At 71.3% G+C, this 26212-nt stretch carries 21 protein-coding genes; 5 read left to right on the top strand and 16 right to left on the bottom strand.

Annotated elements, in window-relative coordinates; genetic code table 11:
• Positions 1-4: 4 nt before the first annotated feature.
• From CP969_RS24960 to CP969_RS24945, 4 genes are all read right to left on the bottom strand, one after another.
• The gene (locus tag CP969_RS24960) at positions 5-1066 is read right to left on the bottom strand and encodes an ABC transporter ATP-binding protein (RefSeq protein ID WP_004983776.1); all 1062 of its coding nucleotides are present in this window, start codon (positions 1064-1066) and stop codon (positions 5-7) included.
• Positions 1067-1076: 10 nt separating this feature from the next.
• The gene (locus tag CP969_RS24955) at positions 1077-2054 is read right to left on the bottom strand and encodes an ABC transporter permease (protein WP_016824754.1); all 978 of its coding nucleotides are present in this window, start codon (positions 2052-2054) and stop codon (positions 1077-1079) included.
• A 104-nt stretch (positions 2055-2158) separates the two neighbouring features.
• Complete coding sequence (locus CP969_RS24950) at positions 2159-3961, bottom strand: ABC transporter substrate-binding protein (protein WP_004983779.1); 1803 nt, start codon at positions 3959-3961, stop codon at positions 2159-2161.
• 101 nt (positions 3962-4062) lie between these two features.
• A complete protein-coding gene (locus CP969_RS24945; RefSeq protein ID WP_026084900.1) occupies positions 4063-5103 on the bottom strand; it encodes an ABC transporter permease in 1041 nt (346 codons plus the stop codon).
• A 492-nt stretch (positions 5104-5595) separates the two neighbouring features.
• On the opposite strand from CP969_RS24945, the gene typA reads away from it, so the two are divergent.
• A complete protein-coding gene (gene typA / locus CP969_RS24940; RefSeq protein WP_016824756.1) occupies positions 5596-7512 on the top strand; it encodes a translational GTPase TypA in 1917 nt (638 codons plus the stop codon).
• Positions 7513-7595: 83 nt separating this feature from the next.
• On the opposite strand, the gene CP969_RS24935 is transcribed toward typA, so the two are convergent.
• Positions 7596-9917: an ABC transporter family substrate-binding protein gene (locus CP969_RS24935; protein ID WP_016824757.1), complete on the bottom strand. Its 2322-nt coding sequence runs from the start codon at positions 9915-9917 to the stop codon at positions 7596-7598.
• A gap of 287 nt (positions 9918-10204) precedes the next feature.
• On the opposite strand from CP969_RS24935, the gene CP969_RS24930 reads away from it, so the two are divergent.
• From CP969_RS24930 to CP969_RS24915, 4 genes are read left to right on the top strand one after another with little or no spacing between them, the layout of a single operon-like run.
• Positions 10205-10498, top strand: coding sequence for a hypothetical protein (locus CP969_RS24930; protein ID WP_016824758.1), 294 nt, complete (start codon positions 10205-10207; stop codon positions 10496-10498).
• 26 nt (positions 10499-10524) lie between these two features.
• Entirely contained in the window at positions 10525-11361 is an 837-nt protein-coding gene (locus CP969_RS24925) for a hypothetical protein (protein ID WP_004983797.1), read from the top strand.
• Between the two features lie 29 nt (positions 11362-11390).
• Complete coding sequence (locus CP969_RS24920) at positions 11391-13325, top strand: fumarate reductase/succinate dehydrogenase flavoprotein subunit (protein WP_016824759.1); 1935 nt, start codon at positions 11391-11393, stop codon at positions 13323-13325.
• Entirely contained in the window at positions 13322-14098 is a 777-nt protein-coding gene (locus CP969_RS24915; RefSeq protein WP_004983802.1) for a succinate dehydrogenase/fumarate reductase iron-sulfur subunit, read from the top strand. The genes CP969_RS24920 and CP969_RS24915 overlap by 4 nt, the downstream gene beginning before the upstream one ends.
• A gap of 12 nt (positions 14099-14110) precedes the next feature.
• On the opposite strand, the gene CP969_RS24910 is transcribed toward CP969_RS24915, so the two are convergent.
• The 11 genes from CP969_RS24910 to CP969_RS24860 form a co-directional block, all read right to left on the bottom strand.
• Positions 14111-15319 carry a glycoside hydrolase family 18 protein gene (locus CP969_RS24910; RefSeq protein ID WP_016824760.1) on the bottom strand — a complete coding sequence of 403 codons (1209 nt, stop codon included), beginning with the start codon at positions 15317-15319 and terminating at the stop codon, positions 14111-14113.
• A 93-nt stretch (positions 15320-15412) separates the two neighbouring features.
• Positions 15413-15982, bottom strand: coding sequence for a GNAT family N-acetyltransferase (locus tag CP969_RS24905; RefSeq protein ID WP_016824761.1), 570 nt, complete (start codon positions 15980-15982; stop codon positions 15413-15415).
• 109 nt (positions 15983-16091) lie between these two features.
• Positions 16092-18761 carry a SpoIIE family protein phosphatase gene (locus CP969_RS24900; protein WP_016824762.1) on the bottom strand — a complete coding sequence of 890 codons (2670 nt, stop codon included), beginning with the start codon at positions 18759-18761 and terminating at the stop codon, positions 16092-16094.
• A gap of 265 nt (positions 18762-19026) precedes the next feature.
• A complete protein-coding gene (locus CP969_RS24895) occupies positions 19027-19455 on the bottom strand; it encodes an ATP-binding protein (protein WP_039830914.1) in 429 nt (142 codons plus the stop codon).
• 154 nt (positions 19456-19609) lie between these two features.
• Positions 19610-20026, bottom strand: a complete 417-nt coding sequence (locus tag CP969_RS24890; RefSeq protein ID WP_004983814.1) for a (deoxy)nucleoside triphosphate pyrophosphohydrolase — start codon at positions 20024-20026, stop codon at positions 19610-19612.
• A 64-nt stretch (positions 20027-20090) separates the two neighbouring features.
• Positions 20091-20279, bottom strand: coding sequence for an SPOR domain-containing protein (locus tag CP969_RS24885; protein ID WP_004983818.1), 189 nt, complete (start codon positions 20277-20279; stop codon positions 20091-20093).
• Between the two features lie 387 nt (positions 20280-20666).
• Complete coding sequence (locus tag CP969_RS24880; protein ID WP_004983821.1) at positions 20667-21419, bottom strand: GntR family transcriptional regulator; 753 nt, start codon at positions 21417-21419, stop codon at positions 20667-20669.
• A 145-nt stretch (positions 21420-21564) separates the two neighbouring features.
• Entirely contained in the window at positions 21565-22581 is a 1017-nt protein-coding gene (locus CP969_RS24875; protein ID WP_016824764.1) for a DUF4190 domain-containing protein, read from the bottom strand.
• Positions 22582-23015: 434 nt separating this feature from the next.
• The gene (locus tag CP969_RS24870) at positions 23016-24608 is read right to left on the bottom strand and encodes a S8 family peptidase (protein ID WP_004983824.1); all 1593 of its coding nucleotides are present in this window, start codon (positions 24606-24608) and stop codon (positions 23016-23018) included.
• A 571-nt stretch (positions 24609-25179) separates the two neighbouring features.
• A complete protein-coding gene (locus CP969_RS24865) occupies positions 25180-25575 on the bottom strand; it encodes a helix-turn-helix transcriptional regulator (RefSeq protein ID WP_016824765.1) in 396 nt (131 codons plus the stop codon).
• Between the two features lie 132 nt (positions 25576-25707).
• The gene (locus CP969_RS24860; protein ID WP_016824766.1) at positions 25708-26118 is read right to left on the bottom strand and encodes a VOC family protein; all 411 of its coding nucleotides are present in this window, start codon (positions 26116-26118) and stop codon (positions 25708-25710) included.
• Positions 26119-26212: the final 94 nt, after the last annotated feature.

Genomic DNA, 26212 nt, shown 5'->3' with positions numbered 1-26212 from the left:
CTCCCTAGCGCAGCCGGGGCTGGATCTTGTCGATGAAGATGGTCTGCTTCTGCTCCGCCGTCAGGTGGCAGGCGGCGGCGCGGCCTGCGCCCAGCGGCGGCCGCTCGGTGCTGCAGCGGTCGCCCGGCACCTCGCCCGTGAAGGTGCAGCGGGGGTGGAAGGGGCAGCCGGAGGGCGGGTTCAGCAGACTGGGCGGCGATCCGGGGATCGGGGTGAGCGGCTGCGAGGTGCTGCCGCCCAGGCGCGGCATCGAGCTGAGCAGGCCCCAGGTGTAGGGGTGCCTGGGCTCGCGCAGCACCTCGCGGACGCCGCCGCGCTCCACGGCCCGGCCCGAGTACATCACCAGCAGGTCGTCGGCCATGTCGGAGATGACGCCGAGGTCGTGGGTGATGAAGATGATCGCCGAGCCGAACTCCTGCTGGAGGTCCTTGAGCAGGTCGAGGATCTGGGCCTGGACGGTCACGTCGAGGGCGGTGGTCGGCTCGTCGGCGATCAGCAGATCGGGGTCGCAGACCAGCGCCATGGCGATCATGGCGCGCTGGCGCATACCGCCGGAGAACTGGTGCGGGTAGTCGTCCACCCGGGTCTTGGGCTGCGGGATGCCGACCTTGGTCAGCATCTCGATCGCCCGCTCCCGCGCCTCCTTCTTGGAGGCGCCGGTGTGCTTCATGAACGGCTCGGCGATCTGCCGGCCCACCGTGTAGTACGGCGAGAGGGCCGTCAGCGGGTCCTGGAAGATCATCGCGACCTTGTTGCCGCGGAGCTTCTCCATCTCCTTCTCGGACGCGGTGACCAGGTCCTTGCCCTCGAGGAGGATCTCGCCCTCCACGGTGCTGGTCTTGGGGTTGTGCAGCCCGAGAATGGTCAGGTTGGTGACGGACTTGCCGGAGCCCGACTCGCCCACGATGCCGAGGGTCCTGCCGCGTTCGACGTCGAAGGACAGCCCGTCGACCGCCTTGACGATGCCGTCCTCGGTGGAGAACCGCACCCGCAGGTCGCGGACCGAGAGGAAGGAGTCCGGCCCGGTCGGGGCCTTCTCGCCTTCGGTCTTGGTCAGTGTGGTCACGGTGTTTCTCCTAGCTGAGCCGCACGCGCGGGTCGATGTACGCGTAGACGAGGTCCACGAGGATGTTCAGGAGCAGGATGAAGAACGCCCCGAACAGCATGACGCCCATGGTGACCGGCAGGTCCTTCGTCAGCGACGAGTCGACCGCGAGACGGCCGATGCCGGCCAGGTCGAAGGTGAACTCGGTGACCACCGCGCCGGACAGCAGGGAGCTGAGGTCCATGCCGAGGATCGTGACGATCGGGATCAGCGAGCCGCGCCAGGCGTAGCGGAAGAAGACGTACCGCTGCCTCATGCCCTTGGCGCGCGCGGTGCGGACGTGCTCCTCCTGCAGTTGCTCGATCATGGTCGAGCGGGACATACGGGTGTACTGGGCGGTGAAGATGGTGGCCATGACCACCCAGGGGATGAGCAGGCCCAGGGCCCAGGTGCCCGGGTTGTCGGTGAAGTTGTGGTACTTCGGGAACTCCATGATGCCCGAGCTGTACACCAGCAGGCCGAGGAAGATCGGGCCGAGCAGGTAGATCTGGAACGAGCTGAGCACGATCGAGGCACCGGAGACGATCTTGTCGGTCGCCGTGCCGCGCTTCCAGGCGGCGAGCAGACCCGAGCCGAGGCCCAGGATCAGGAAGATCACCAGACCGCCGACGGTCAGCGACAGCGTCAGCGGGAAGCGGTCGATGATGGAGTCCCAGACGAACTCGCCGCTGCCGAAGGAGACACCCAGGCACGGCGCGGAGCAGTGCCCCTGCGGGAAGTCGCGGCCGGCCACGATGCCCGTCATGAACTCCCAGAACTGGGTGGTGATGGGCTTGTCCAGGCCCAGGTTCTCGCGGATCACCGCGAGGTTCTCGGGCGAGCAGTTCTTGCCGCAGGACAGCGCAGCGAAGTCCTGAGGAACCGTGTAGAACAGGAAGAACGTGAAGGCGCCGATCAGGAACATGATGACGACGGCGCCGGTCAGCCTGCGGATGAGGAACTGAAGCATGGCGGGTGGATGCTCTCTTCGAAACGCGGCGGCAGGTAGGGGGTACCGTCCGCGGGGGTGTGCTCCGCCTGGCGCACACCCCCGCGGTCAGCCGAGCTGACGGGTTACGGCTGCTTCAGGTACAGGTCGGTGATGTTGATGTAGCTCGACTCGTTGCTGTACCTGGCACCACCGATGTTCGATCCGTAGAGCTGGATCTGCTTCGAGTAGTAGACCGGGGCGGCCGGGTTGATCTCCTCCACGATGCGGTGGTGGGCCTGCTCCCAGGTCTTGGCGGCCTCCTCCGGCTCCTGCGTCAGGGCCTTCTTGATCAGGTCGTTGACCTGCTTGTCGTTGATGTGCGAGTAGTTGGACGCACCGTCGGCGACCAGCTCACCGTCGTAGACCGGGGTGATGACCGTGGACGGGGACGGCCAGTCCTGGCCCCAGCCGGTCATGTAGATGTCGTACGGGTTGTCCAGCTTGCCGACCTGCTCGTAGAAGCTGGCCCGGTCGATCTCCTTGGCCTGGACGTCGAAGCCGACCTTCTCCAGCGCGTCCTTGATGATGACCTGCTGGGCCTGGCCGCGCGGCGTGTTGGAGTAGGCGTAGGTGAGCTTCGTGCCCTCCTTGACACCCGCCTCCTTCAGCAGCGCCTTGGCCTTCTCCGGGTCGCCGTTGGGCTTCTTCAGCTTGCCGAACGGGTCGTAGGTCCCGTCGAAGCCCGGCAGGGTCGGGGCGAGCAGACCGCCGGCGACCTCACCGCCGTAGCGGCCGCCGTCCGCCTGGACCATGGACTGGTTCGGGATCGCGTAGGTGATCGCGTCGCGGACCTTCTTGTCCTTCACCCGGTCGAGGTTGAAGGTGAGCTGCCACACGTAGGGCTGGTAGCCCTGGATGGTGCGCTTCTTGGTCTCCGGGTTGCTGATGACGTCCGACATCTGCGCCGGGTCGACCGAGTCCGTGAACTGGATGGCGTTCTTGGCCTCGCCCTGGTCGGCGACCAGGCGCTTGGTCTGGCTGGCCTGGGAGACGGTGTTGGTGAAGTTGAAGCCGTCCACGTACTGGTGGCGCACGGCGTCCGTCTTCGGGTCCCACTGGTCGTTCTTGACCAGCTTCATGGACTTGCCCGGCTTGTACTCGGCGATCTTGTACGGGCCGAGGGCCTTGGGCGCCTTGTCGTACTTCTCCTTCGTGTCCTGCTTCTCGGGCACGATGGAGTAGCCGGCCATGGCCAGGGCCTGCGGGAGGTCCGGGCGCGGCTGGTTGAACTTGAAGACGACCGTCTTGTCGTCCGGGGTCTCCAGGACGGAGTCCGGCAGGTGCTTGCCCTTGTAGGGGCCGTCCGGCAGCGCCTTGCGGTAGTCGTTGCCCGAGAGCCAGGACTGGACGAAGGTCGGACCGTCGAAGATGACCTTGGAGTACAGGCGCTCGATGGTGTGGCGGACGTCGGCCGAGGTGATCTCGTTGCCGTCCTCGTCCTTGATGCCGTCCTTGAGCTTGTACGTCCAGACCTTGCCGCCCTCGGAGGACTGGCCGGAGTCGGTGGCGATGTCACCGACGACCGTCAGGTTGCCGTCCTTGTCCTCCTGGAAGTTCGTCAGACCCCGGTGGATCAGGTTGGAGAACTGGCCGGCGTCGCTGACGTAGATCTGACCCGGGTCCATGTGGGTCAGGTCCGACTGCATGTAGACGTTGATGAAACCGCCGGACTTGGCCCCGGTGACCTCCTTCGCCGGGCCGCTGGAGGCGGCGGCGTCACCGTAGGCGACAGGATCCTGCTGCTCGGCGGCGTCCTTCTGGGACTTGGACTCGTCCTTGCCCTTGTTGCCGCCGCCGTTGTCGCTGGAGCAGCCGGTCAGAGCCAGCGAGCCGGCCACGATGGCCACGGCGATGGCGCGCGCGGTACGCGTTCTGATGGGCTTCATGATGCCGATGCACCTACCTGTCGTTAGTTGTCCACGAGTGCTGCCTGACGGTCCGGTAGCCCGGCACGGGGGCGGCAGCTCCCCCACCCACCAATGGACGATTAGCGTCCGGTCTTGGGGTCGAATGCGTCCCGGACGGAGTCTCCGAGAAGGTTGAAGGCGAGAACGAAGATCACCAGCGCCGCGCCCGGGAAGAGCAGGAACATCGGGTCCTGCTCGTACACCTCGGTGCCGATCTTGAACATGCGGCCCCAGTCCGGGGTCGGCTCCACGAAGCCGACGCCGATGAACGAGAGGAAGGCGATGGTGAGGATCGTGCTCGGGAGGATGTAGGTGGCCTGCACCAGGATCGGGGTGACGATGTTCGGCAGGATCTCCTTGCGCACGATGCGCGTGGGAGAGGCGCCGGACACCTTGGCCGCCTCCACGAACTCCCTGTCCCTCAGCGACAGCACGGAGCTGCGCACCAGACGGGACAGGCCCATCCAGCCGAGGAACCACATCACCAGGATGATCGCCACGGCCCGCAGGTAGGTGGGGGTCTCGTCCTGCGGGTCGACGAACATCGCGGTCACCACGGGCATGAAGGCGATGAAGAACAGCTGCTGGGGGAAGCCCAGGAAGAAGTCCGTCACCCGGCCGAGCCAGTAGTCGACCCGGCCGCCGAAGTAGCCGCCGATCATACCGATGATCACACCCGTGATCACGCTGAGCAACGTGACGACCACGGCCATGTACAGCGAGGTCCGCATGCCGTACAGCAGCATGGTGAACACGTCACGGCCGAGCTTGGGCTCGACGCCGAACCAGAAGTCGCCCGACATGCCGCCGAAGGAACCGGTCGGCATGGCGAAGTCGTCCAGGAGGAACGGGTAGTCCGGCTCCTGGGCGTACAGCGTGTAGGGGTCCTTGCCGTACAGCTTGGCGATGACGGGTGCAAACGCGGACACCACGAAGAAGAAAATCACCACGCACGCGGAGACGACTCCGGTACGGTCGCGCTTGAAGCGCTGCCACATCAACTGGCCGGGGGAGCGGCCCTCGGGCTGCTTCTCACCCTTGGCGGCTTCGGCAGCCACCGCGAGCTCGGGGTCCAAGACAGCCGCGGACCCGGAGTCCTCGGCCTTAGTTGGACTGGTCATCGTGTTCGTCCCCCGGGGGGTTGGAGAGTTGAGCGCAGCACAGATACCGGCAGGTTCTGTGGTTTGGGGGAACTTTCGCCAAGAGCATCAACGCGCGTCAAGGGCGTAAGACATAGGGATCTCCCTACCATCGATTTTTTGAGCAAAAATTGCAAAGATTGACATCTGCGCGCGCTTGACACCTCTGGACCGAATTCGACAATTCGGGCATATGTCTCGTTTTTTTGGTTTACATGTCCGAAACCCGTTCGAGCGATCACCGATATCCGAACGGGACATGGCGTTTCCCAGAAGCCTCACGGACAGCACGGAAGCACCGGCCGCCACCCCCGGAGGGCCGGCGGGACGATCCGGCCCGTCGGCGTGCGAAAGCGACGGCGGTGACGGCCCCGTACCATGGGGTGAGGCCGTGGCGTGTTCAGCCCGGCAGCGTCCGCGCACCGAAGACGTCTGCGCAGGGCATCCTTCACCACCTCCGGGAGTACGCCTTATATGGCTCCGTCTGTTACGCGTCACGACATCCGCAACGTCGCCATCGTCGCCCACGTCGATCACGGCAAGACCACCATCGTCGACGGCATGCTCAAGCAGGCCGGCGCCTTCGCCGCCCACCAGCTCGACCAGGTCGACGAACGCATGATGGACTCGAACGACCTGGAGCGTGAGAAGGGCATCACGATCCTCGCCAAGAACACGGCGGTGAAGTACCACCCCAAGGACGGCGGGGACCCGGTCACCATCAACATCATCGACACCCCCGGCCACGCCGACTTCGGCGGCGAGGTCGAGCGCGCCCTGTCGATGGTCGACGGGGTGGTGCTGCTGGTGGACTCCTCCGAGGGCCCGCTGCCGCAGACCCGCTTCGTGCTGCGCAAGGCGCTGCAGGCCCGGCTGCCGATCATCCTGTGCATCAACAAGACGGACCGGCCGGACGCCCGCATCGACGAGGTCGTCAACGAGGCCTACGACCTCTTCCTCGACCTGGACGCCGACGAGGAGCAGATCGAGTTCCCGATCGTCTACGCCTGCGGCCGCGACGGCATCGCCTCGCTGACCAAGCCGGCCGACGGCACGGTCCCGGCGGACTCCACCAGCCTGGAGCCGTTCTTCTCCACCATCCTGCAGCACATCCCGGCCCCCACCTACGACGAGGAGGCCCCGCTCCAGGCCCACGTCACCAACCTCGACGCGGACAACTTCCTCGGCCGGATCGCCCTGCTCCGCGTCCACCAGGGCGAGCTGAAGAAGGGCCAGACGGTCGCCTGGATGAAGCGCGACGGCTCCGTGCAGAACGTGCGCATCTCCGAGCTGATGATGACCGAGGCGCTCACCCGCAAGCCCGCCGAGAAGGCCGGCCCCGGTGACATCTGCGCCGTCGCCGGCATCCCGGACATCATGATCGGCGAGACCCTGGCCGACCCGGAGAACCCGGTCCCGCTGCCGCTGATCACGGTCGACGAGCCCGCGATCTCCATGACCATCGGCACCAACACCTCCCCGCTGGTCGGCCGCGGCGGCTCCGGCAAGGGCGCCGACAACAAGGCGGCCGTGAAGGACCGCAAGGTCACCGCCCGCCAGGTCAAGGACCGCCTGGACCGCGAGCTGATCGGCAACGTCTCGCTGCGCGTCCTGGAGACCGAGCGCCCCGACGCCTGGGAGGTGCAGGGCCGCGGCGAGCTGGCGCTGGCCATCCTGGTGGAGCAGATGCGCCGCGAGGGCTTCGAGCTCACCATCGGCAAGCCGCAGGTGGTCACCAAGGAGATCGACGGCAAGGTCCACGAGCCGGTCGAGCGCATGACCATCGACGTCCCCGAGGAGCACATGGGCGCGGTCACCCAGCTCATGGGCGTCCGCAAGGGCCGCATGGACAACATGTCCAACCACGGCTCGGGCTGGGTGCGCATGGAGTTCGTGGTGCCCTCCCGCGGTCTGATCGGCTTCCGCACGGAGTTCCTGACCCAGACCCGCGGCACGGGCATCGCCCACTCCATCCACGAGGGGCACGAGCCCTGGTTCGGGACGCTCACGACCCGCAGCAACGGCTCCCTGGTCGCCGACCGCGCCGGTGCCGTCACCGCGTTCGCGATGACCAACCTCCAGGAGCGCGGCGTGCTGTTCGTCGAGCCGGGCACCGAGGTGTACGAGGGCATGATCGTCGGCGAGAACTCCCGCTCCGACGACATGGACGTCAACATCACCAAGGAGAAGAAGCTCACCAACATGCGGTCGTCCACGGCCGACGTGACCGAGTCGATCGTGCCGCCGCGCAAGCTGTCGCTGGAGCAGTCCCTGGAGTTCTGCCGCGACGACGAGTGCGTCGAGGTGACCCCGGAGGCCGTCCGCATCCGCAAGGTGAACCTGGACGCCCGCGAGCGCGCCCGCGCCGCGAGCCGCGCCAAGCACGGCTGAGCGAGGACACGACGCGGCACGGCACACCCCGGGTGCGGGTGTGCCGTGCCGCGTCGTGGGCCCGGTCGGGCGCACCCCGCGGGTCAGCTCCCGGACGACGGCCCGGCGCTCCTCGCGCCCGGCGTCCCCGCCGGGCCCCGCGCGGCCTTCTTCAGGAAGCCCATGTCCTCGTAGACCGGCGTGCGCAGGCCGAAGGCGCCGGCGTTGGCCAGGTCCTTGCGGGCGGCGGTGAGCTGGGGGCGCTGGTAGAGGGGGATGGAGCCGGCCACCGCCCAGATGCGGGAGTCGGCCTTGCGGATCAGCTCCCGGTGCTCGGAGTCGTCGAGCGTGGCGATGGCCTGGTCGAAGAGCTGGTCGACCTGGTCGGTGCCGACGCGGGTGTAGTTCTGCTCCACGTTCAGCGAGCCGTCGGCGGCCGGGACGGGCTTGGCGTGGATGGGGCGGGCGTCGGTGGCGGGGAAGGCGGTCGCGGGCCACGAGTACAGGGCGAGGTCGTACTTGCCGGAGGCGATGTGGTCCTTGAAGTAGCTCGCGTCGTCGACCTGGGAGATGTCCGAGCGGATGCCGATCCGCTCCAGCATCCTCGAGATCCGGTCGGCCACCGAGCGCAGGGTGCCCGAGCCGGGTCCCGAGGGCAGCACGAAGCGCAGGACGAGTGCCTTGCCGTTCTTGGCGACCGGGGCGGTCCCCGCCTTGGCGGGGGCGGCGGTGCCCTGGGGGGCGTAGGCGCCGGGGGCACCGCCCTGCTTCAGCCGCCCGGCGCCCTCCTGGGCGAGGTGGCCGTCGGTGCCGGAGTCGCGCGGCGCCTTGTCGTCGCCCCTCCCGCCGTGGTCCTCGTCCTCCCCGACGATGTAGGTGCCGTCGCCGTCCCCGCCCTCAGACTTCTTCCCGGCGTCCTTGCCGGACCCGCCGTCCTTCTTCCCCTCCTTCCCCTCCGCGCCGGCCGCCTTCTCCCCCGCCTTCTCCTTCTGCCCCTCCTTCGCCTTCTCCCCTTCCTTCGCCTTATCCCCCGCCTTCTCCTTCGCCCCCTCCTTCTCCTTCTCTTCCTTCTCTTCCTTCTTCTCCTCGACCGGCCCGCCCGGCACCCACCCGGCGTCCGCCAGCAGCGCCTGCGCCTCCTTGGTGTCCTGGCGGCCCAGGGCGCCGCTGTTGTCGGCGTAGGCGGCCTGACCGGACAGCGCCAGGTGGCTGCCGACGGGCTCGGCGGGCAGGCCGAGCGGCTTCAGCACCGCCTCGGCCAGCTCCTTCCGGTCCAGGGCGCGGGCCACGGCACGACGGACCCGCTCGTCGGCGAGGGGGCCGTCGGCGCCGTTGAGGGCGAGCTGGGTGTAGGCCGGCTCCAGTGATTTGCGCACCTCGAAGCCGCTGAGGGCCTTCTGTCGGCGTACCCGTTCCGCGGCCTTCTCGCTCCGCTTCCCGCGGGCGGAGACCTCCTCGTCGGAGCCGCGGGCGACCGCCCGGGAGTGCGGCTCGTCCGCGGCGGATCCGTCCGCGCCGGGGCCCATGAGGGGGGTGCCCGTGCCCTGCGGCCCGGCGGCGGTGATGTGGCGGACGGCGGCCGGGTCGATCTCGGCCAGGTCGAGGGTGCCGGCGGCGAGCGCGGAGACCCGCTCGTCACGGGGCACCGCCCGCAGCACGATCTCCGAGAGCCGGGCGGGACTGCCCCACCAGCGCGTGTTGCGGGCGAGGGTGACCTCGTCCTCCTTGCTGTCGACCTTCTTCACCGTGAAGGGGCCGGCGGTCACCTTCAGCTTCTTGCGGGCCCCGTCGTTGAAGGAGTCCGGGGTGCCCATGACCTCCTTCGGGTACAGCGGCGTGAACAGCGACCGCCAGTCGGCGTAGGGGCGACTGAAAGTGACCTTGACCTCCAGGTTCCCCTTGCCCCGCTCGACCTTCTCGATGCGGTCGTAGCCCGCGTTGCGGGCGGTCCAGTAGGCGGTGTCCTTCCCCGACAGGGCCCGCCACTGGGCGGCGAAGTCGGCGGCGCCGATCTCGCGGCCGTCGCTCCAGACGGCCTGCTGGTTGATCCGGTAGAGGACGACCTGCTTGGGCTCGGTCTTCACGACCTCGGCGGACTCCAGGTAGTCGGGGTTGCGCACCGCCCGCCCCCGCTCGTCCATCCGGAACATCGACGGCAGGACGGCCTGCGCGACCCGGGTGGTGGTGGCGTCGGCGTCCGACTGGAAGGTGTTCAGGGTGTCCGGGACGGCGTCCACGGCCCAGCGCAGGGTGCCCCCGTCGGCGATCTTCGCCCGGTCGGCGGACCCGATGTCCGGTCCGGCCAGGGGCTTGCCCGCCGGGTCCTCGGAGCCGCATCCGGCCAGCGCGGGCACCGCGAGCACGCCCGCCGTGAGGAAGGCGACCGAGCGCATCACCGCGCGCGGGCCGATGCCGTCGTGGGACATCTCTGGTTACCTCCGGAAGCCACGGGCGTTACGATCCCTTTTGGTGGTATTTGGAGTTCATCTGATGTATGCCGCCACTGAAGAGGAAAGGGTTCCGCAAACAGGGGCGACACGGCGGCCACGGGCGGGAAGCCACCCGTGCGGCGCAAGGCACCGGACGGTGCACCCCCACGCCTCGGCCAATCGATGCACATCCCTTCACAGCGCAAGGTGTGACGCGCAACACTCGCAGGCGCATGAATGTTGCCGCCTTGGGCCTGAAGGGCCCGTGGAAGTGAGGGCAAGTCATGTCCGTGCACGACGAACTGACGACGGTCCAGCGCTGTCTCGACGATCTGATCCGGTCGGTGGGACGCCTGGAGAAGCAGCTCGGCAGCGGTGGCCTGGAGATGCGCCGCGTCCGCACCGACGCCCATCACCTGCGCGAGAGCGTCGCGCTGCTGCGGGAGACGGCCGCCTCGTCGGCCACCGCGCCGAAGCGGCCCGACCTCGTCTCCATCCCCGACACCCCGTACGACCCCTCGCTGTGGGTGGACACGGACGACGAAGGGCTCGGTGCCCGCGATCGTCGCGCCCCCTGACCCCGACCCCCGACCGGAGTGGACCCGTGGCCACAGGTACGGAACCCCCCACCACCGAGCCCCGCCGCCGAGGCGGCGGCGTCACAGCGGGCACGCGCGCCGCGATCGACGCCCCGCACCTGCGGACCGACCGCTGGTGGCTGGCCCCGGCCGCCACCGCGGCCGGTCTGCTCGCCTTCGTCGTCTACTCGACCTGGCGGGCCCTGTCGAACGCCGACTACTACGCGGCACCGTACGTCTCGCCGTTCTACTCGCCCTGCCTGGCGGAGAACTGCGTGCCGATGCGCGCCGGGCCGAACTGGGAGCTGTTCGGAAGCTGGTGGGTCGTCTCACCGGCGGTCATCATCCTGATCTTCCCGCTCGGCTTCCGTCTGACCTGCTACTACTACCGCAAGGCCTACTACCGGGGATTCTGGGCGTCCCCGCCGGCCTGCGCGGTGGCCGAGCCGCACCGGACGTACACCGGGGAGACCCGCTTCCCGCTGATCCTGCAGAACGTCCACCGGTACTTCTTCTACGCGGCGATCGTGGTCGCCGGGATCCTGACGTACGACACCGTGCTCGCCTTCCGCGACGAGCACTACGACTGGGGCCACATGGGTCTGGGCACCCTGGTGTTCCTGGTCAACATCGTGCTGATCTGGGCGTACACGATCTCCTGCCACTCCTGCCGGCACATCGTCGGCGGGAAGCTCAAGCACTTCTCCCGGCATCCGGTGCGCTACCGGATGTGGCAGTGGGTGGGCCGGCTGAACGCCCGGCACATGCAGCTCGCCTGGGCGTCGCTGCTGAGCGTGGCGCTCGCCGACCTCTACGTGTACCTCGTCGCGACCGGCGCCTTCGACGATCCGCGCTTCTTCTGACGATCTTTCGATGACTGGGGCCTTGTGAGATGACCGTGGTCGACCGGCAGGAATGGGACGTCGTCGTGGTCGGTGCGGGCGGCGCCGGACTGCGCGCCGCCATCGAGGCACGCGAGCGGGGCGCCCGTACGGCCGTGATCTGCAAGTCGCTGTTCGGCAAGGCGCACACGGTGATGGCCGAGGGCGGCATCGCGGCGGCGATGGGCAACGTCAACGCCGGGGACGACTGGCGGGTCCACTTCCGCGACACCCTGCGCGGCGGGAAGTTCCTCAACCAGTGGCGGATGGCCGAGCTGCACGCCCAGGAGGCGCCGCAGCGGGTGTGGGAGCTGGAGACCTGGGGCGCCCTGTTCGACCGGACCAAGGACGGCCGGATCTCGCAGCGCAACTTCGGCGGCCACGAGTACCCGCGCCTCGCGCACGTCGGCGACCGCACGGGGCTCGAGCTCATCCGCACGCTCCAGCAGAAGATCGTCGCGCTCCAGCAGGAGGACTTCCGCGAGACCGGCGACTACGAGGCGCGGCTGAAGGTCTTCCAGGAGTGCACGGTCACGCGCGTCCTCAAGGAGGGCGACCAGGTGGCCGGGGTGTTCGGGTACGAGCGCGAGACCGGCCGTTTCTTCGTGCTCGAGGCACCGGCGGTGGTGCTCGCGACCGGCGGCATCGGCAAGTCGTTCAAGGTGACGTCGAACTCGTGGGAGTACACCGGCGACGGCCACGCGCTGGCGCTGCTGGCCGGGGCCCCGCTGCTGAACATGGAGTTCGTGCAGTTCCATCCGACGGGGATGGTCTGGCCGCCGTCGGTGAAGGGGATCCTGGTCACCGAGTCGGTGCGCGGCGACGGCGGGGTGCTGCGCAACTCCGAGGGCAAGCGGTTCATGTTCGACTACGTCCCGGACGTCTTCAAGGACAAGTACGCCGAGTCCGCGGAGGAGGGCGACCGCTGGTACGACGACCCGGACCACAACCGCCGTCCGCCCGAGCTGCTCCCCCGCGACGAGGTGGCCCGCGCGATCAACGCCGAGGTGAAGGCGGGCCGCGGCTCCCCGCACGGCGGGGTCTTCCTGGACGTGTCCACGCGGATGCCGGCCGAGGTGATCAGGCGGCGGCTGCCGTCGATGTACCACCAGTTCAAGGAGCTGGCGGACGTCGACATCACGGCGGAGCCGATGGAGGTCGGGCCGACCTGCCACTACGTGATGGGCGGCATCGCCGTCGACTCCGACTCGGCGGCGGCGCGCGGGGTGCCGGGGCTGTTCGCGGCCGGCGAGGTGGCCGGCGGCATGCACGGCTCCAACCGGCTCGGCGGGAACTCCCTGTCCGACCTGCTGGTGTTCGGACGCCGGGCGGGCCTGTACGCGGCCGAGTACGCGGCCGGCCGGACGGCCGCGCGGCCCCGGGCGGACGACGCCCAGGTCGACGCCGCCGCCGCGGAGGCGCTGCGGCCGTTCTCCGCGGAGAGCGAGGCACCGGCCGAGGGACCGCCGGAGAACCCGTACACCCTGCACCAGGAACTCCAGCAGGCGATGAACGACCTGGTCGGCATCATCCGGCGCGAGCCCGAGATGAAGCAGGCGCTGGAGAAGCTGGCCGAGCTGCGCCTGCGGGCGCGCCGGGCCGGGGTCGAGGGGCACCGGCAGTTCAACCCGGGCTGGCACCTCGCCCTCGACCTCAGGAACATGCTGCTGGTCAGCGAGTGCGTGGCGCGGTCCGCGCTGGAGCGCACCGAGTCGCGCGGCGGGCACACCCGCGAGGACCACTCGGTGATGGACCGCGCGTGGCGCAACGTCAACCTGCTGTGCGAGCTGACCGACCCCACGGGCGGCCTCGCGGCCACCGATCCGGTGCGCGGCCAGATCACCCTCACCCGCGAGAGAACCGAACCCATCCGCCCGGACCTGCTCGCCCTCTTCGAGAAGGAGGAGCTGGTCAAGTACCTCACCGAAGAGGAGCTGGACGCGTGAGCAGCTACGAGGCCCGCTTCAAGGTGTGGCGCGGGGACGTCGGGGGAGGCGGTCTGGAGGACTTCGCGGTCGAGGTGAACGACGGCGAGGTGGTCCTCGACATCATCCACCGCCTCCAGGCCACCCAGGTCCCCGACCTCGCCGTGCGCTGGAACTGCAAGGCCGGCAAGTGCGGTTCGTGCTCGGCGGAGATCAACGGCCGTCCCCGGCTGCTGTGCATGACCCGCATGTCGGTCTTCGACCGGGACGAGACGATCACCGTGACCCCGCTGCGGGCCTTCCCGGTGATCCGCGACCTGGTGACCGACGTCGGCTTCAACTACACCAAGGCCCGCCAGGTCCCGGCCTTCGTGCCGCCGGAGGGGCTCGGTCCGGGCGAGTACCGGATGATGCAGGAGGACGTGGAGCGCCCGCAGGAGTTCCGCAAGTGCATCGAGTGCTTCCTGTGCCAGGACACCTGCCACGTGGTCCGCGACCACGAGGAGAACAAAGCGGCGTTCGCCGGACCGCGGTTCCTGATGCGGGTGGCGGAGCTGGACATGCATCCGCTGGACGCGGCCGAGGAGAACGGCCTGGACCGCAGGCGCACGGCCCAGGACGAGCACGGCCTCGGCTACTGCAACATCACCAAGTGCTGCACGGAGGTCTGCCCCGAGGGGATCAGGATCACGGACAACGCGCTGATCCCGCTGAAGGAGCGGGCGGTCGACCGCAAGTACGACCCGCTGGTGTGGCTGGGCTCGAAGATCCGCAGGCGTTCCTCGGCGGGCTGAGCGCCGGCCGGGTCACGGCTCGTCCACCCAGCCGTCCCGGTACGCCCTCCAGTCCGCCTCCGTCGCCGCGAAGTCGACGTACAGGGCCACGCCGAAGGCGGTGCGGTCGGCGTCGGTGCGGGACAGGCCGAGGCGGACCCCGCGGACGGCGGCGGGGACGGTCTCGGCGTGGGCCCAGTGGCCGAACCGGTTCTCCTTGAAGAAGGGCAGGCCCATCAGCAGGTCGGTGGAGGGCGGGGTGACCTCCAGGGCGAGGGCGGTCTGCTGGGCGACGTAGCCGCCGTAGGTGCCCTCCAGCGGCTGCATAGTGTCGTACGACATCACGGCGATCTGGTCGACGCGGCGGGCGACCTGCCCGAAGAACTCCTGGGACCACCACTTGGGGTGGCCGGTGAGGGCGCCCCAGAAGGAGTGGAGGCCCGGGAGCGGGTCGATCTGGTGGGCGGCGACGGACAGGGGGACGTCGCGGGACTCCGTCTCCTCGTGCAGGGCGTCGAGGAGCTTCAGGTAGTTCCCGTCGCCGGAGTGCAGGGGCTCGAGGTCGAAGTGGACGCCGTCGTAGCCGGTGTCCAGGACCTCGCGGGTGGAGCGGAGGATCGCGGCGCGGGACTCGGCCCGTTCCAGGTGCAGGGCCTCGGGGTGCTCGGGGGCGAGGATGTCGCCGAGCCAGGCCTGGACGCGGACGCCGGGCAGTTCCCGGTGCACGGCCTCGATCAGCCACCGGGCGCGCGGGTAGGCCGACTTCGGCAGGGTGCCGTCGTGCTCCAGCGGCCCGGAGTGCACGTAGAGGTCCTTGATGCCGGTGCCCTTCAGCCGGCGGGCGAGCGCGTCGACGTCGGCGTCCTCCTTCCGCCCGTCGACCCAGGCGTGACCGAGCCAGAGGGCGTCGCGGCCGCGGGTGTACGTGCCGTCCGCCGGATCGCCCCGGTAGTTGACGCGCAGGGCGGTCTCGGCGGCGAGGAGGGGGAGGAGGACGGCGAGGACGAGACCGAGAGCGACCCGTCCGGTCCGGCGGACCCAGGGCCTGCGGCGTTTTCCGTCGGTCGCGTCCGGGGCTTCGGGGGGTTCGGGTGCGGCGGGCGCTTCGGGGGCTCCGGGTCCGTCAGGGGGTTCGGAGGCGTCGGGGGCTTCGGGGGTCCCGGGCGGGTCGCCGCCGGGCGGGTCCTGCGGGGCCGCCCCGTCCGCCGCGGTCACCGGTTCCTGCGGCTCCGTGCGTTCCATCCCGGATCCCCTCCCACCCCCGTCGGCTCCCGCCGGCGACCTCGTGGCCGATGTTGCCGGGGAGGACGAGGGGAACGGGTGTTCCGGTTGCGGTCATCCGGCCGGGGCCGTCCGCCGGATGCGCCGGTGGCCGTCCAGGGGGAAGGCCGGCGGGGCGGCGGGGAGCGGACCGGCGAGCGCGAACCCGCACTTCTCGGCGACGCGGCAGGAGGCGGTGTTGTCGACCTGGTGCAGCAGCTCCAGGCGGACCAGTCCCTCGTGGGCGAAGGCGGCGAAGGCCCAGTCGGCCAGGGCCTCCAGTGCGCGCGGGGCCACCGACCGGCCCCGCGCGTGGGCCGCGGTCCAGTAGCCCACCTCGGCCGAGGCGGGGTCCGCGGCAGGGCGCTTGAGGACGACGTGGCCCGACGGCCGGGCGTCGGCCCCGGGGGCCCGCGTCTCCTCCACGGCGAAGGCGAGGCGGTCACCGGTCTCCCAGCCGCGCCGCTGCTCGGCCACCCACCGTGCCGCGCTCGCCTCGTCGTGCACGGGCGCGGCGGCCCAGCGGCGCAGGGCCTCGTCCCGGTACAGCTCGGCCAGGGCGGGCGCGTCCTCGGGGGCCCAGGGGCGCAGGGTGAGGGGGCCCGCCGTCAGGCGTGTCGGAAGGACTCGGGTGCCGGCGCTCATGGAGCGGGCGTACGCGGTGCCGACGGACCGTCAGAACGGGCGGCCGGGCGTACGCGGTGCCGACGGGCCGTAGAACAGGCGACCGAGCGTACGTGGTGCCGAGGGGCCGTCAGAACAGGCTCAGCAGCGCCTCCGCCGGGTCGGTGAGGACGGTGTCGGTGCCGGGGAGGGGGAGTTCGAACCAGACGGTCTTGCCGCGGGGGGTGCGGCGGGAGCCCCAGGCCGCGCTGAGCAGGCCGACGAGCTGGAGGCCGCGGCCTCCCTCGTCGGTGTCGCGGGCCCGGCGGCGGCGCGGCTGGACCAGGCCGGCGTCCCAGACCTCGCACACCAGGGTGCGGTCGAGCAGGAGGCGGAGTCTGATCTCGCCCTCGCCGTAGCGCAGGGCGTTGGTGACCAGTTCGCTGACCAGCAGCTCCGTGGTGTCGACGAGGGGTTCCAAGTCCCAGCCGAGCAGCTGGGCGCGGGCGTGCTCGCGGGCCCGGCCCACGCTGCGGGGCTCGCGCGGCAGGGTCCAGTCACCGACGGACTCGGCGGGCAGTCCCTGGACGCGGGCCATCAGCAGGGCGATGTCGTCCTCGCCGTGGTGGGTGTCGAGGGTGTTGAGGACGTGGTCGCAGACGTCCTCCAGGTTCGGGTGGGTGTCGGCGCGCGGCGCCGTCGCCGAGGGAGGGTGGCCGGACGCCATGGGGGAGGGGCCCGTGAGGGCGCCCACGAAGGCCTGGAGGCCCTCGTCGAGGGGGTGGTCGCGGCTTTCGACCAGTCCATCCGTGTAGAGCGCGAGCAGGGCGCCTTCGGGCAGTTCGACCTCGACCTCCTCGAAGGGCTCGCCGCCGACGCCGAGCGGCATGCCGGGCGGGACGTCCAGCATCAGCGCGGGCTCGCCGGGTTCGACCAGGACGGGCGGCAGGTGGCCCGCGTTGGCGAAGGTGCAGCGCCTGGTCACCGAGTCGTAGACGGCGTAGACGCAGGTCGCCAGGTAGACCTCGGAGAGGTCGGCCTCGCGGGGGCGGCGGGCCGCCCGGGTGGCCTGCCGGACCCCGCCGGGGGCGCCCAGGCCCCGGGCGATCTCGTCCAACTGGGAGAGGACCTCGGCGGGTTCCAGGTCGAGCTGGGCCAGAGTCCGTACCGCGGTGCGCAGTTCGCCCATGGCCACCGCGGCGCGCAGGCCCCGGCCCATGACGTCGCCGACGACCAGTGCGGTGCGGTGGCCGGGCAGTTCGATGACGTCGAACCAGTCGCCGCCGACCTCGCTGGGCCGGCCGGTGGCCGCGTTGCCGGGCAGGTAGCGGCAGGCGATGTCCAGACCGGAGGCCTCCGGGTCGCCGGGCGGGAGCAGGGACCGCTGCAGTATCAGCGCGCGTTCGTGCTCGCGCCGGTACAGGCGGGCGTTGTCGATGCAGACGGCGGCGCGTGCGGCCAGCTCCACCGCGAGGTCGCGGTCGCGGTCGCCGAACGGCTCGCTGCCCTTGGTCCGGGCGAACTGCGCGAGCCCCACCACCGTGTCGTGGGCGACCATCGGCACGGCGAGCGTGGACTGCACCAGTCCGCCCTCCTCGCCGGGGACGGTCTGCGGGCGGGCGGTGCGCAGGGCGGCCGCGCAGGGCGAGTTGAACGCGTAGTGGTGGACGGCGCCCAGCTTCACCCGCTCTCCGGTGCCGTCGAAGGGCGCTTCGGACACCGCGCTGGCGAAGGCGACGCGGCGCACCTCCGCGCTGCCGTCGGCCAGCCCCGGCGGGGTCTCGTCACCGGCCAGCAGGCCCTGGTAGAGGTCGACGGTGGCCAGGTCGCAGAAGCCGGGGACGACGACGTCGAGGAGTTCGCGGGCGGTGGTCTCCAGGTCGAGGGAGTTGCCGATCCGGGCACCGGCCTCGTTGAGCAGGGCGAGATTGCGCCGTGCGGCGGCGGCCTCGCGGGCGGCGGCGCGGCGGGCGGTGATGTCGGTTCCCAGCCAGGCGACGCCGATGGACCGGCCGCTGCCGCTGTGCACGCGGTAGAGGTTGACGGACCAGTGGCGGCGCTCCTCGGAGCCCGGCACGAAGCCCGTGACGTGCATGTCCGTGATGGAGTCGCCGGTCTCCAGCACCCGGCGCAGGGTCGCGGCGACCCGCTCGGCCTCACCGCGCGGCAGGTAGTCGTGGACGCCCTTGCCGCGGTGGTCGTCCACGGAGCCGCCGAAGATGGACGCGAACCGCTGGTTGGCGCGGCGTACCCGCAGGTCGGGGTCGATCAGCAGGAAACCGAACGGGGATTGGCCGAATATGGCCTGTGAGGCGGCGAGGTCGGTCTCGATGCGGCGCAGGGTGCGGACGTCGACGACGATGCAGACGGCGGCCTTCTCCCCCTCCTCGGTCCGCGTCGGCATGACGTAGACCTCGGCCAGGCCCTCCCGGTCGCGCTCGTCCCGCACCATCGTGTCCGGCAGCCGGAAGGGCACCACTCCGGTCCACTCCCGGCCGTCGAGGATCTCGGCCATCTTGCGCTGGCCCTGCTCACGCCGGTCGGGGTCGACGAAGGCGGCGATGGGGTCCATGCCGACGGCGCGGGCGGCGGGGATGCCGAAGAGCTGCTCGGCGCGCAGGCTCCACTGGTCGATCAGCCCGTCGGGGCCGATGGAGAAGGAGGCGACCTTGATGTAGTCGTACATGGAGCCGGGCGGACTGCTCTGCCACATCGCGCCGGCGGACGGGGCATCGCCGGAGAAGAGGCCGTCCGCGGCCTCCGTCCTCGGGCCGCCCGACGAGTCCTCGGACTCCGTGGCCTTCGCTGGTATCTCGCTCACGCGAACCGTCCCCTCCAGCTCACCGCGTCCGGCACCGGTCACCGGAGACGGCTGCCCGCAGTATCCAGCACTACGGCGCCGTGCGACACGGTGTTCACGATCACAGCACGATCCCGATGGTTTTCGGTCCCCTCTGTGAGAACACTCCCAGTCTTCTAACCAGGGGACACGTGGTCGAACCCCCTCTTCGGCAACCTCCACCGGCCGGTACCGGCCGGTGGACGGAAGCCAGGGGGGCGCACGCCCGTGAGCGGCGGTGCCGCGCTCACCGCGGCACCGCGAGTTCGAACCACACGGTCTTGCCCGTGTCACCGGGCCGGGCACCCCAGCGGCGGGAGGCGGAGTCCAGGAGCTGCAGCCCGCGGCCGCCCTCGTCGTCGGGCCGGGCGACACGCTCGTGGGGGAAGTCGGGGAGGGGGTCGGAGACCTCCACCCGGAGGACACCGCCGGGGCCCGCGGGACGCACCAGACGGACGCCTATGGGACCGGTGGCGTACCGCAGGGCGTTGGTGACCAGCTCGCTGACCAGCAGGGTCGTGAGGTCACCGACGGCGTCGAGGCCCCAGTCGCGCAGTCGGTCGCGGACGGCCGCGCGGGCAGCGCGCACGGCCCCCGGGTGCGCGGGGAACGTCCACTCGGCACACTCGCCTTCGGTGTCGATCACACGGATCACTCCCCCGCCCAATGAGCCCACCCATGCCCGGTTTCATGGGGTTAATCGGCACATACCCGATATCCCGGACCGCGTACCGTGCACGGCGGCGCATTGTGGCACGACCGGCGCGGGGCACAGGTGCGGGGCCGCGGGGCGGACACGGCGCGTGCGACGCGTGCGACGCGCACGCCGTCTACGGCCGCCGTGCGGTGAGACCGAGGTGGGTGAGGGTGTCCCGGACGGCGGGCACGTCGTGCTCGAGCCAGTCGACGTCCCAGATCCGGGCGGGGGCGAGCCAGCGCAGTGCGTCGTGGTCCTCGAGGGGCCGGGGAGCGGCGGAGCCGGGACGCAGGCGGGCGGTCCACACCTGCATCACGTACGGCGTCCGCAACGGCCACTCCCCCGGGACGCGCTCACCGGCCTCGGCGTCGACGCCGAGCTCCTCGCGCAACTCGCGCACGACCGCCGCACCCGGGCTCTCCCCCGGTTCGACCTTGCCCCCGGGCAGCTCCCAGCGCCCGGCCAGCTCGGCGGGGGCGCTCCGGCGGGCGGCGAGCAGCCGCCCCTCGTGCCACAGGGCCGCGCCGACCACCACGATCCGCTCGCTCATGGGCCGGAGCCTACGGGAGGCCGGCCGGGGCGCCCGGACCGGCGGCCGGCGCCGGCCGCCGGTGTCAGCCGACGGATGTCCCGTTCTGGCCGATCCGCTCGACCCAGTAGAGCTGTTTGTGTCCGCGGTCGTCGAGGCTGTCCGCGATCTTCTGCGCCTCGGCGCGGGTCGCGTACCGGCCCACGCGGTACCGGTTGCCGTTGTCGTCCTCCCGCACGACGAGCCAGGGAAGAGTGACCGTGCTGTCGTTCATCTCGCCCCTCCGTCGCCCGTCCGCGCCCTGTGCCGCGCCCCGCCCGATAAGGAAACCGCACTCCGCATATGCCCGAGCCTACGCCTTACCTTCACGCAGCGAATACGCCTTTTCACAAAGAGGCAGGCAACCAGCCAGGACGCGGAGGGCGCACGGGGCGCGGACGCGCCGTGCGCGGTGGCCGACGGGTCCGGTCGGCGGCACGCCCTCTCGGGCGCGCCACCCCCGGGCGGCCTGCGAGAACGGCCGGATCGCCACGGCGGCGGGGCAGCCGCGTCCCGGGCGGCGCGCCGGAGCGAAGCGGTGCCGGAGCACGGGAGGGTGTGCGACGGCTCACTTGACGGAGCGCCCGGTCCTGTCACCGGGCGAGCCCCCGGGCGGACGGTGCTACTTCACCGGAAGGTGGTAGGCGGCCCGGTAGCGGTCGGCCGGGATGACCACGTCGGCCGTCTCCACCGGGCGCCCCGAGGCGAAGTACGTGCGCTGGATGACGAGGACGACGTGCCCGGGGACGCCGCCCAGCAGGGCCAGTTCCTCGGCGAGGCCGGGACGGGCGCCGACCTCCTCGGTGACGTTGTCCACGATCACGTCGATGGCGCGCATGCGCTCGACGACCCCCATGCCGCCGAGCGGCCCCTCCTCGGGCAGCATCACGGGCGTCCGGCCGGTCAGGGCCAACGGCTCCCAGGAGGTGGAGAGCATCACCGGCTCGCCGGCCTCGCGGAAGAGGTACTTGGTGCGCATCACGCGGTCGCCCGGCTCGATGCCGAGCCGCTCGGCGACGGCGGCGCGGGCCTCGGTCTGCTCGCTGCTGGACTCCCAGGTGCCGTGGACGCCCGCGTCGGCCTGCTCCTGGCGGAAGGGCGTGGCCCCCCGCTCCGGGCGGAAGCCGGAGCGGGCGACCCGCCGGGGCACCGGCCGTTCGCGCACATACGTCCCCGAGCCGGAGCGGCCCTCGACGAGGCCCTCCGCCATGAGCACCTTGCGCGCCTCCAGCGCGACCGTGTCCGAGACGCCGTACTCCTCGCGGATCCGCGCCTGCGAGGGGAGGCGGGTGTGTGGGGGCAGCCGACCGTCGACGATCTTCCTGCGCAGATCACTCGCGACGCGCAGATACGCCGGCTGCTCACCGAATGTCACTGGCCGCTCCCATCAGGTTGTACAGACAGCAACAGCGTGGCAACCGTGGGTTCGCCCGGGCAAGCAAAGGCCAGAGAATCACTCGAAGTGATGTATGCCCCGCGCAAGGGCTTTACCAGGCACTTTCTCCCCGCTATAACGGCCGTCACACCTCCATGCCGCCGCTCCCGGTGTCGCGCTCGATCTCCTCGTCGTACTCGGGCGGCGAGGTGGCCAGGCCCAGGGCCTTGCGCGCGGTGACCGACCTGCGGGGGTCGATGAGTTCCCAGCCCTTGTCGGAGTGGTCGTGGTACGCGCCCACGTCACCGGCCTGCGCGGCCTTCGCCCACTGGGCCCCGGCCTTCTCCAGCTCGTCGGCCAGGTCCGTCACCGGCCGCTGCGCGCCGGCGGGCCACGCGTGCCCGCGCAGCATCCCGGTCTGCTCGGCGAGCGCCTCGGAGATCCGGCCCGCCCATTCCTGGTGGCCGGACAGGTCGTCCTCGGCGGACTCGGCCTCGGGCGCCTCGTCCAGGGCCGTGTCGAGGACGCGGGCCGCCTCGAGGTAGGCCACCTGGTGCGGGTCGAGCGTGGTCTCATCCCGGCGCAGCGATCCGGTGAGGGCGGTCCGCGCGTCCCGGTGGCCGAACACACAGGTGATCTCGCGGTCGCCGTACCGCCAGCCCTCCCGCGAGGGGACGAGGTGGTACACGTCCACGTGGCCGGGCAGCGCCCAGCCGTCCATGGTGTAGACGTCCTGGAGGTCGTAGCACCGCTCGTCGGCGGTGTCGGCGAGCCGGTCGTCGCCGGGGTACGCGCCGTCGTCCAGGGCGACCAGGGCGAACACCTCGCCGTCGTGCTCCTCCTCGCAGGGCACCGGGTAGGCCTCGTAGGCCAGGCCCTCCAGGCCGTCGGGTGCGTCGAAGCAGTCCCCCTTCTCCAGCACGAGGACCGTGTTGCCGCGCGCCCCCTCCTTGAAGCCCTCCCAGAACTCGGCCGCGGCGCCCGTGGCGAGCGAGAGCACCCACAGCGCCAGACCGAGGGACGACAGCACCGACCCGGCGATCGCCATGCCCCGGCCGCGTTCCCCCCGGCGCCGGATCTGCCGCAGCGCGACCAGCCCCAGCACGAGACCGACGGCCGGCAGGAAACACAGCACACCGAAGACGAGGGCCGCGATGGCCACCCCGTTGACGGCGGCCGGAGGGCGGGGGCCGTAGGGCCCGTACAGGCCGTAGGGCGCGGGGCCCGGACCACCGCCGTGGGGGAACTGCGGCGGCGCGTACGGCCCGTACGGCCCGTGCGGCTGGGGAGGAGCGGGGTACGGGCCCTGGGGGCCGCCCTGCGCGTCCTGGGGGTACGGGGGCCCGGAGGGCGGGGTATGGACACGGGTACCGTGCTCCTGGTTCGGCTGCGATGCGTGGAGAGGGGCCGACGGTCGGCTGGGCGCATCGTAGGCGCGAACGCGGGTGCGGGGCACGGGCCCCCTGTTCGGGCGGAGCGCCCCCGTCCCGGCGGCGGACCGGGTCACCGACCCGGTACCCCCACCGAGGACGGGGGCGCCCGTGTGCCGAGCGGCTCCGGGAGCCGACACGGCCTCAGGAACGCCTCACCGCGGCGTCAGAACTGCAGGGCCCAGCCGTTGAGGCGCCCGGAGTCCCACCACGCGTTGTCGCTGACCCGCAGCTTCCAGGTGCCGTTCGCCGTCTCCGAGGAGGCGTCGACGGTGTACGTGGTCCGGATGTCGTCCGCGCTGCCGCCGGTGCCGTACGACTTCAGCGTGTACGCCGTGCCGTCGGGGGCGATCAACTGGACCTGGAGGTCACCGATGTAGGTGTGGGTGATGTCGACGTCGACGGCCAGGTTCGAGGGCGCGTTGCCGGAGACGCCGGAGACGGTCACCGGGGACTCGACGGTGGAGTTGTCGGGGATGGCGTAGCCGGTGGTGCTCTCGAAGCGGTCGCCGGTCGGGGGCGGGGTCGTGCCCCCGTCGCCCACGTACAGCAGGCGGTTGGGCGAACCGCTGCCCGGGTTGCCGACGACGCCGGTGGTGGCGGCGGAGGTCAGCGCGGAGGAGACCTGGGCGGGGGTGGCCGAGGGGTTGTCGGCCAGGTGGAGCGCGGCGGCCCCGGCGACGTGCGGACTCGCCATGGACGTACCGGAGATGGTGCTGGTGGCCGTGTCGCTGGTGCGCCAGGCGGAGGTGATGGAGGAGCCCGGCGCGAACAGGTCCACGACGGAACCGTAGTTGGAGTAGCTGGCGCGGGCGTCACCGGAGGTGGTGGCGCCGACGGTGATCGCCTCGGTGACACGGGCCGGGGACTTGGTGGAGGCGTTGGTGGACTCGTTGCCGGCCGCGACGACGAAGGTGACGCCGGAGGCGATGGCGCCCCGGACGGCCGCGTCCAGGGCGCTGTCGGCACCGCCGCCGAGGGACATGTTGGCGACGGCGGGCTTGACCGCGTTCCGCGCCACCCAGTCGATGCCGGCGACGACCTGGGCGGTGGTGCCGGAGCCGGAGTTGTTCAGCACCCGGACGCCGACGACCTTCGCCTTCTTGGCGACGCCGTGGGCGCTGCCCGCGACCGTGCCGGCGACATGGGTGCCGTGGCCGTGGCCGTCCTGGGCGATGTTGTCGTTGTCGATCGCGTCGTAGCCGTCAAAGGCGCGACCGCCGAAGTCGCTGTGGGTGATGCGGACGCCGGTGTCGATGACGTACGCCGTCACGCCCTCCCCGGCCGAGTCCGGGTAGGTGTAGGAGCTGTTCAGCGGGAGGTTCCGCTGGTCGATCCGGTCCAGGCCCCAGGAGGGCGGGCCGGGCTGGGTGCCGGTGATGCTGAAGGTGCGGTTCTGGATCACCGAGGCGACGGCCGGGTCGGCGGCGAAGCGCTCGGCCTCGGCCTCGGACGCCCGGACCTCGTAGCCGTTCAGGGCCTTGGTGTAGGTCCGCTCGATGTCGGCGCCGTACTTCTTCGCCAGGGCACGGCCCTCGGCGGAACCGGAACGGGCCTCGTCCGCCTTGAGGGTCACGATGTAGCTGCCGGCGACGGCGTTCGCGGCGCCCTCGTACTGGATGCGGCCTTCGGGCGCGGCCGGGGCCGCGCCCGCGGGGAGGGCGGAGACGAGACCGGCGACGAGGGTGGCGGTGGTCGCCGCGCCGAGAAGGGTGAGTCTTCGGGTGGTGCTCCGCCGGGTGTGACGCATCACTGCCATCTGAGGGGTCCTCCTCGATCGGTGGTGCGCTGATGTGGGGGGCGGTGCGGTCGATCGGTGACGCACGGGCCGCGGGCGTGACGAAGCGCCCCCTTTAATGACAGGATCATGTCAATACCGGGGTGACCGGGTCCGTGCTCCAGCCGAAAGATTGAGGGGTCCACAGGAATTGCACAAGGGCCCTGCAGAAACGCGAGGACGCCGCCCCGCTCCCGTCACGTTCTTCCGGCCACGTGCCGAACGTCCGTCGGCGGCGGAGGGGGTGGCGGGACGGCGGGGCGGCGGAGGGGGCGGGGGGCGGTCGGCCGAAGCGGCGGCCGGCGCGCATGAGGCCGCGTCCCTCCGGCTCATTCACCCCGTGCCGGGCCCGGAGGCACCGCGGCCGGATCAGGAAATACCGGGTCAGGAGGTACCGGGCCAGGGGGTACCGGTGGGGCCCGTCAAGTACCGGTGGGGCCCGTCGAGCCCTCGCGGGTGCCCCGCGGCCTCTCCCCACCTCCCCGCGGCGGCGCGTCCGCCCTGTGCCCTCCGGCCGGTTCGGGGAGGGGCCCCCGGGGGCGGGTGCCGTCGCTCACCGGTCGCGTGGGAGCCCCGGCACCCGGTGCGCGGACCGGTAGGCGCCGGGCGGCACGCCGACCAGCTCGGTGAAGCGGGCGTCGAAGACGGCCGGCGACGGACAGCCGACCGCGGCGCAGACCTCGGCGACGCCGAGGTCGCCGTGGAGCAGCAGCACGGTCGCGCGCTCGACGCGACGTGCCGTCAGGTACGCGTACGGCGACCTGCCGTAGGCCAGCCGGAACCGGCGGCCGAGGTGCCCGGGGGCCATGCCCGCGCCGCGGGCGAGCGCCTCGACGTCGAGCGGCCGCGCGTACTCCCGGTCGATCCGGTCGCGGACGCGGCGCAGGCGGGCGAAGTCGCTCAGGCGCTGCGCCGCGGCGCGGGCGCGCCCCCACGAGGGGTGACACATGAAGGGCTCCTTCTCACCGGGGTTTCTCGCCGAGGCTTCCCATCGGGGCTTCTCGCCGGGACCGGCGGGCGCACGGCCGGGCGCACACCGGTGTGACCGGTGAGGTGCCCGGCGGTGACGCGGCCGGAGGGTTCAGCGGACTTCCTGGATGCGGACCAGGTTGCCCGCGGGGTCGCGGAAGGCGCAGTCGCGGATGCCGTACGGCTGCTCGGTCGGTTCCTGGACGACCTCGGCGTCACGGGCCTGCACCTTCTCGAACGTGCCGTCGAGGTCCGGGGTGGCCAGCAGGATCCAGCCGTAGGTGCCCTTGGCCATCATCTCGGTGATGGTGCGGCGCTCGTCCTCGGTGAGCCCGGGGTCGGCGGTCGGCGGCGCCAGGAGGATGGACGTACCGGGCTGGCCGGCGGGGCCGACCGTGATCCAGCGCATCTTGCCCTGTCCGACGTCGTTGCGGACCTCGAAGCCGAGGACGTCGCGGTAGAAGGCCAGGGACGCGTCCGGGTCGTCGTGCGGGAGGAAGGTCGTGTGAATGGTGATGTCCATGGCGTTCAGGCTAGGTACGGCCCCGTGACCCGCGCTTCTCCATTCCTGACCGATGCGGCCCGACCGATGCGGCCCGCCCGCCGGTCCCGGCGGC

The sequence above is a fragment of the Streptomyces viridosporus T7A genome, from assembly GCF_008704515.1.
GTDB lineage: Bacteria > Actinomycetota > Actinomycetes > Streptomycetales > Streptomycetaceae > Streptomyces > Streptomyces viridosporus.
Note: the sequence above shows the minus strand (reverse complement) of the source record. Positions and strands in the feature narration are given on the sequence as shown.

What these genes read in the sequence shown, in the direction of transcription:
- CP969_RS24935 (WP_016824757.1), bottom strand. Translation starts at nt 9,917, where the DNA reads ATGTCCCACGACGGCATCGGCCCGCGCGCGGTGATGCGCTCGGTCGCC.
- CP969_RS24955 (WP_016824754.1), bottom strand. Translation starts at nt 2,054, where the DNA reads ATGCTTCAGTTCCTCATCCGCAGGCTGACCGGCGCCGTCGTCATCATG.
- typA (WP_016824756.1), top strand. Translation starts at nt 5,596, where the DNA reads ATGGCTCCGTCTGTTACGCGTCACGACATCCGCAACGTCGCCATCGTC.
- CP969_RS24865 (WP_016824765.1), bottom strand. Translation starts at nt 25,575, where the DNA reads ATGTGTCACCCCTCGTGGGGGCGCGCCCGCGCCGCGGCGCAGCGCCTG.
- CP969_RS24885 (WP_004983818.1), bottom strand. Translation starts at nt 20,279, where the DNA reads ATGAACGACAGCACGGTCACTCTTCCCTGGCTCGTCGTGCGGGAGGAC.
- CP969_RS24930 (WP_016824758.1), top strand. Translation starts at nt 10,205, where the DNA reads ATGTCCGTGCACGACGAACTGACGACGGTCCAGCGCTGTCTCGACGAT.
- CP969_RS24910 (WP_016824760.1), bottom strand. Translation starts at nt 15,319, where the DNA reads ATGGAACGCACGGAGCCGCAGGAACCGGTGACCGCGGCGGACGGGGCG.
- CP969_RS24870 (WP_004983824.1), bottom strand. Translation starts at nt 24,608, where the DNA reads ATGGCAGTGATGCGTCACACCCGGCGGAGCACCACCCGAAGACTCACC.
- CP969_RS24945 (WP_026084900.1), bottom strand. Translation starts at nt 5,103, where the DNA reads ATGACCAGTCCAACTAAGGCCGAGGACTCCGGGTCCGCGGCTGTCTTG.
- CP969_RS24920 (WP_016824759.1), top strand. Translation starts at nt 11,391, where the DNA reads ATGACCGTGGTCGACCGGCAGGAATGGGACGTCGTCGTGGTCGGTGCG.
- CP969_RS24890 (WP_004983814.1), bottom strand. Translation starts at nt 20,026, where the DNA reads ATGAGCGAGCGGATCGTGGTGGTCGGCGCGGCCCTGTGGCACGAGGGG.
- CP969_RS24905 (WP_016824761.1), bottom strand. Translation starts at nt 15,982, where the DNA reads ATGAGCGCCGGCACCCGAGTCCTTCCGACACGCCTGACGGCGGGCCCC.
- CP969_RS24950 (WP_004983779.1), bottom strand. Translation starts at nt 3,961, where the DNA reads ATGAAGCCCATCAGAACGCGTACCGCGCGCGCCATCGCCGTGGCCATC.
- CP969_RS24860 (WP_016824766.1), bottom strand. Translation starts at nt 26,118, where the DNA reads ATGGACATCACCATTCACACGACCTTCCTCCCGCACGACGACCCGGAC.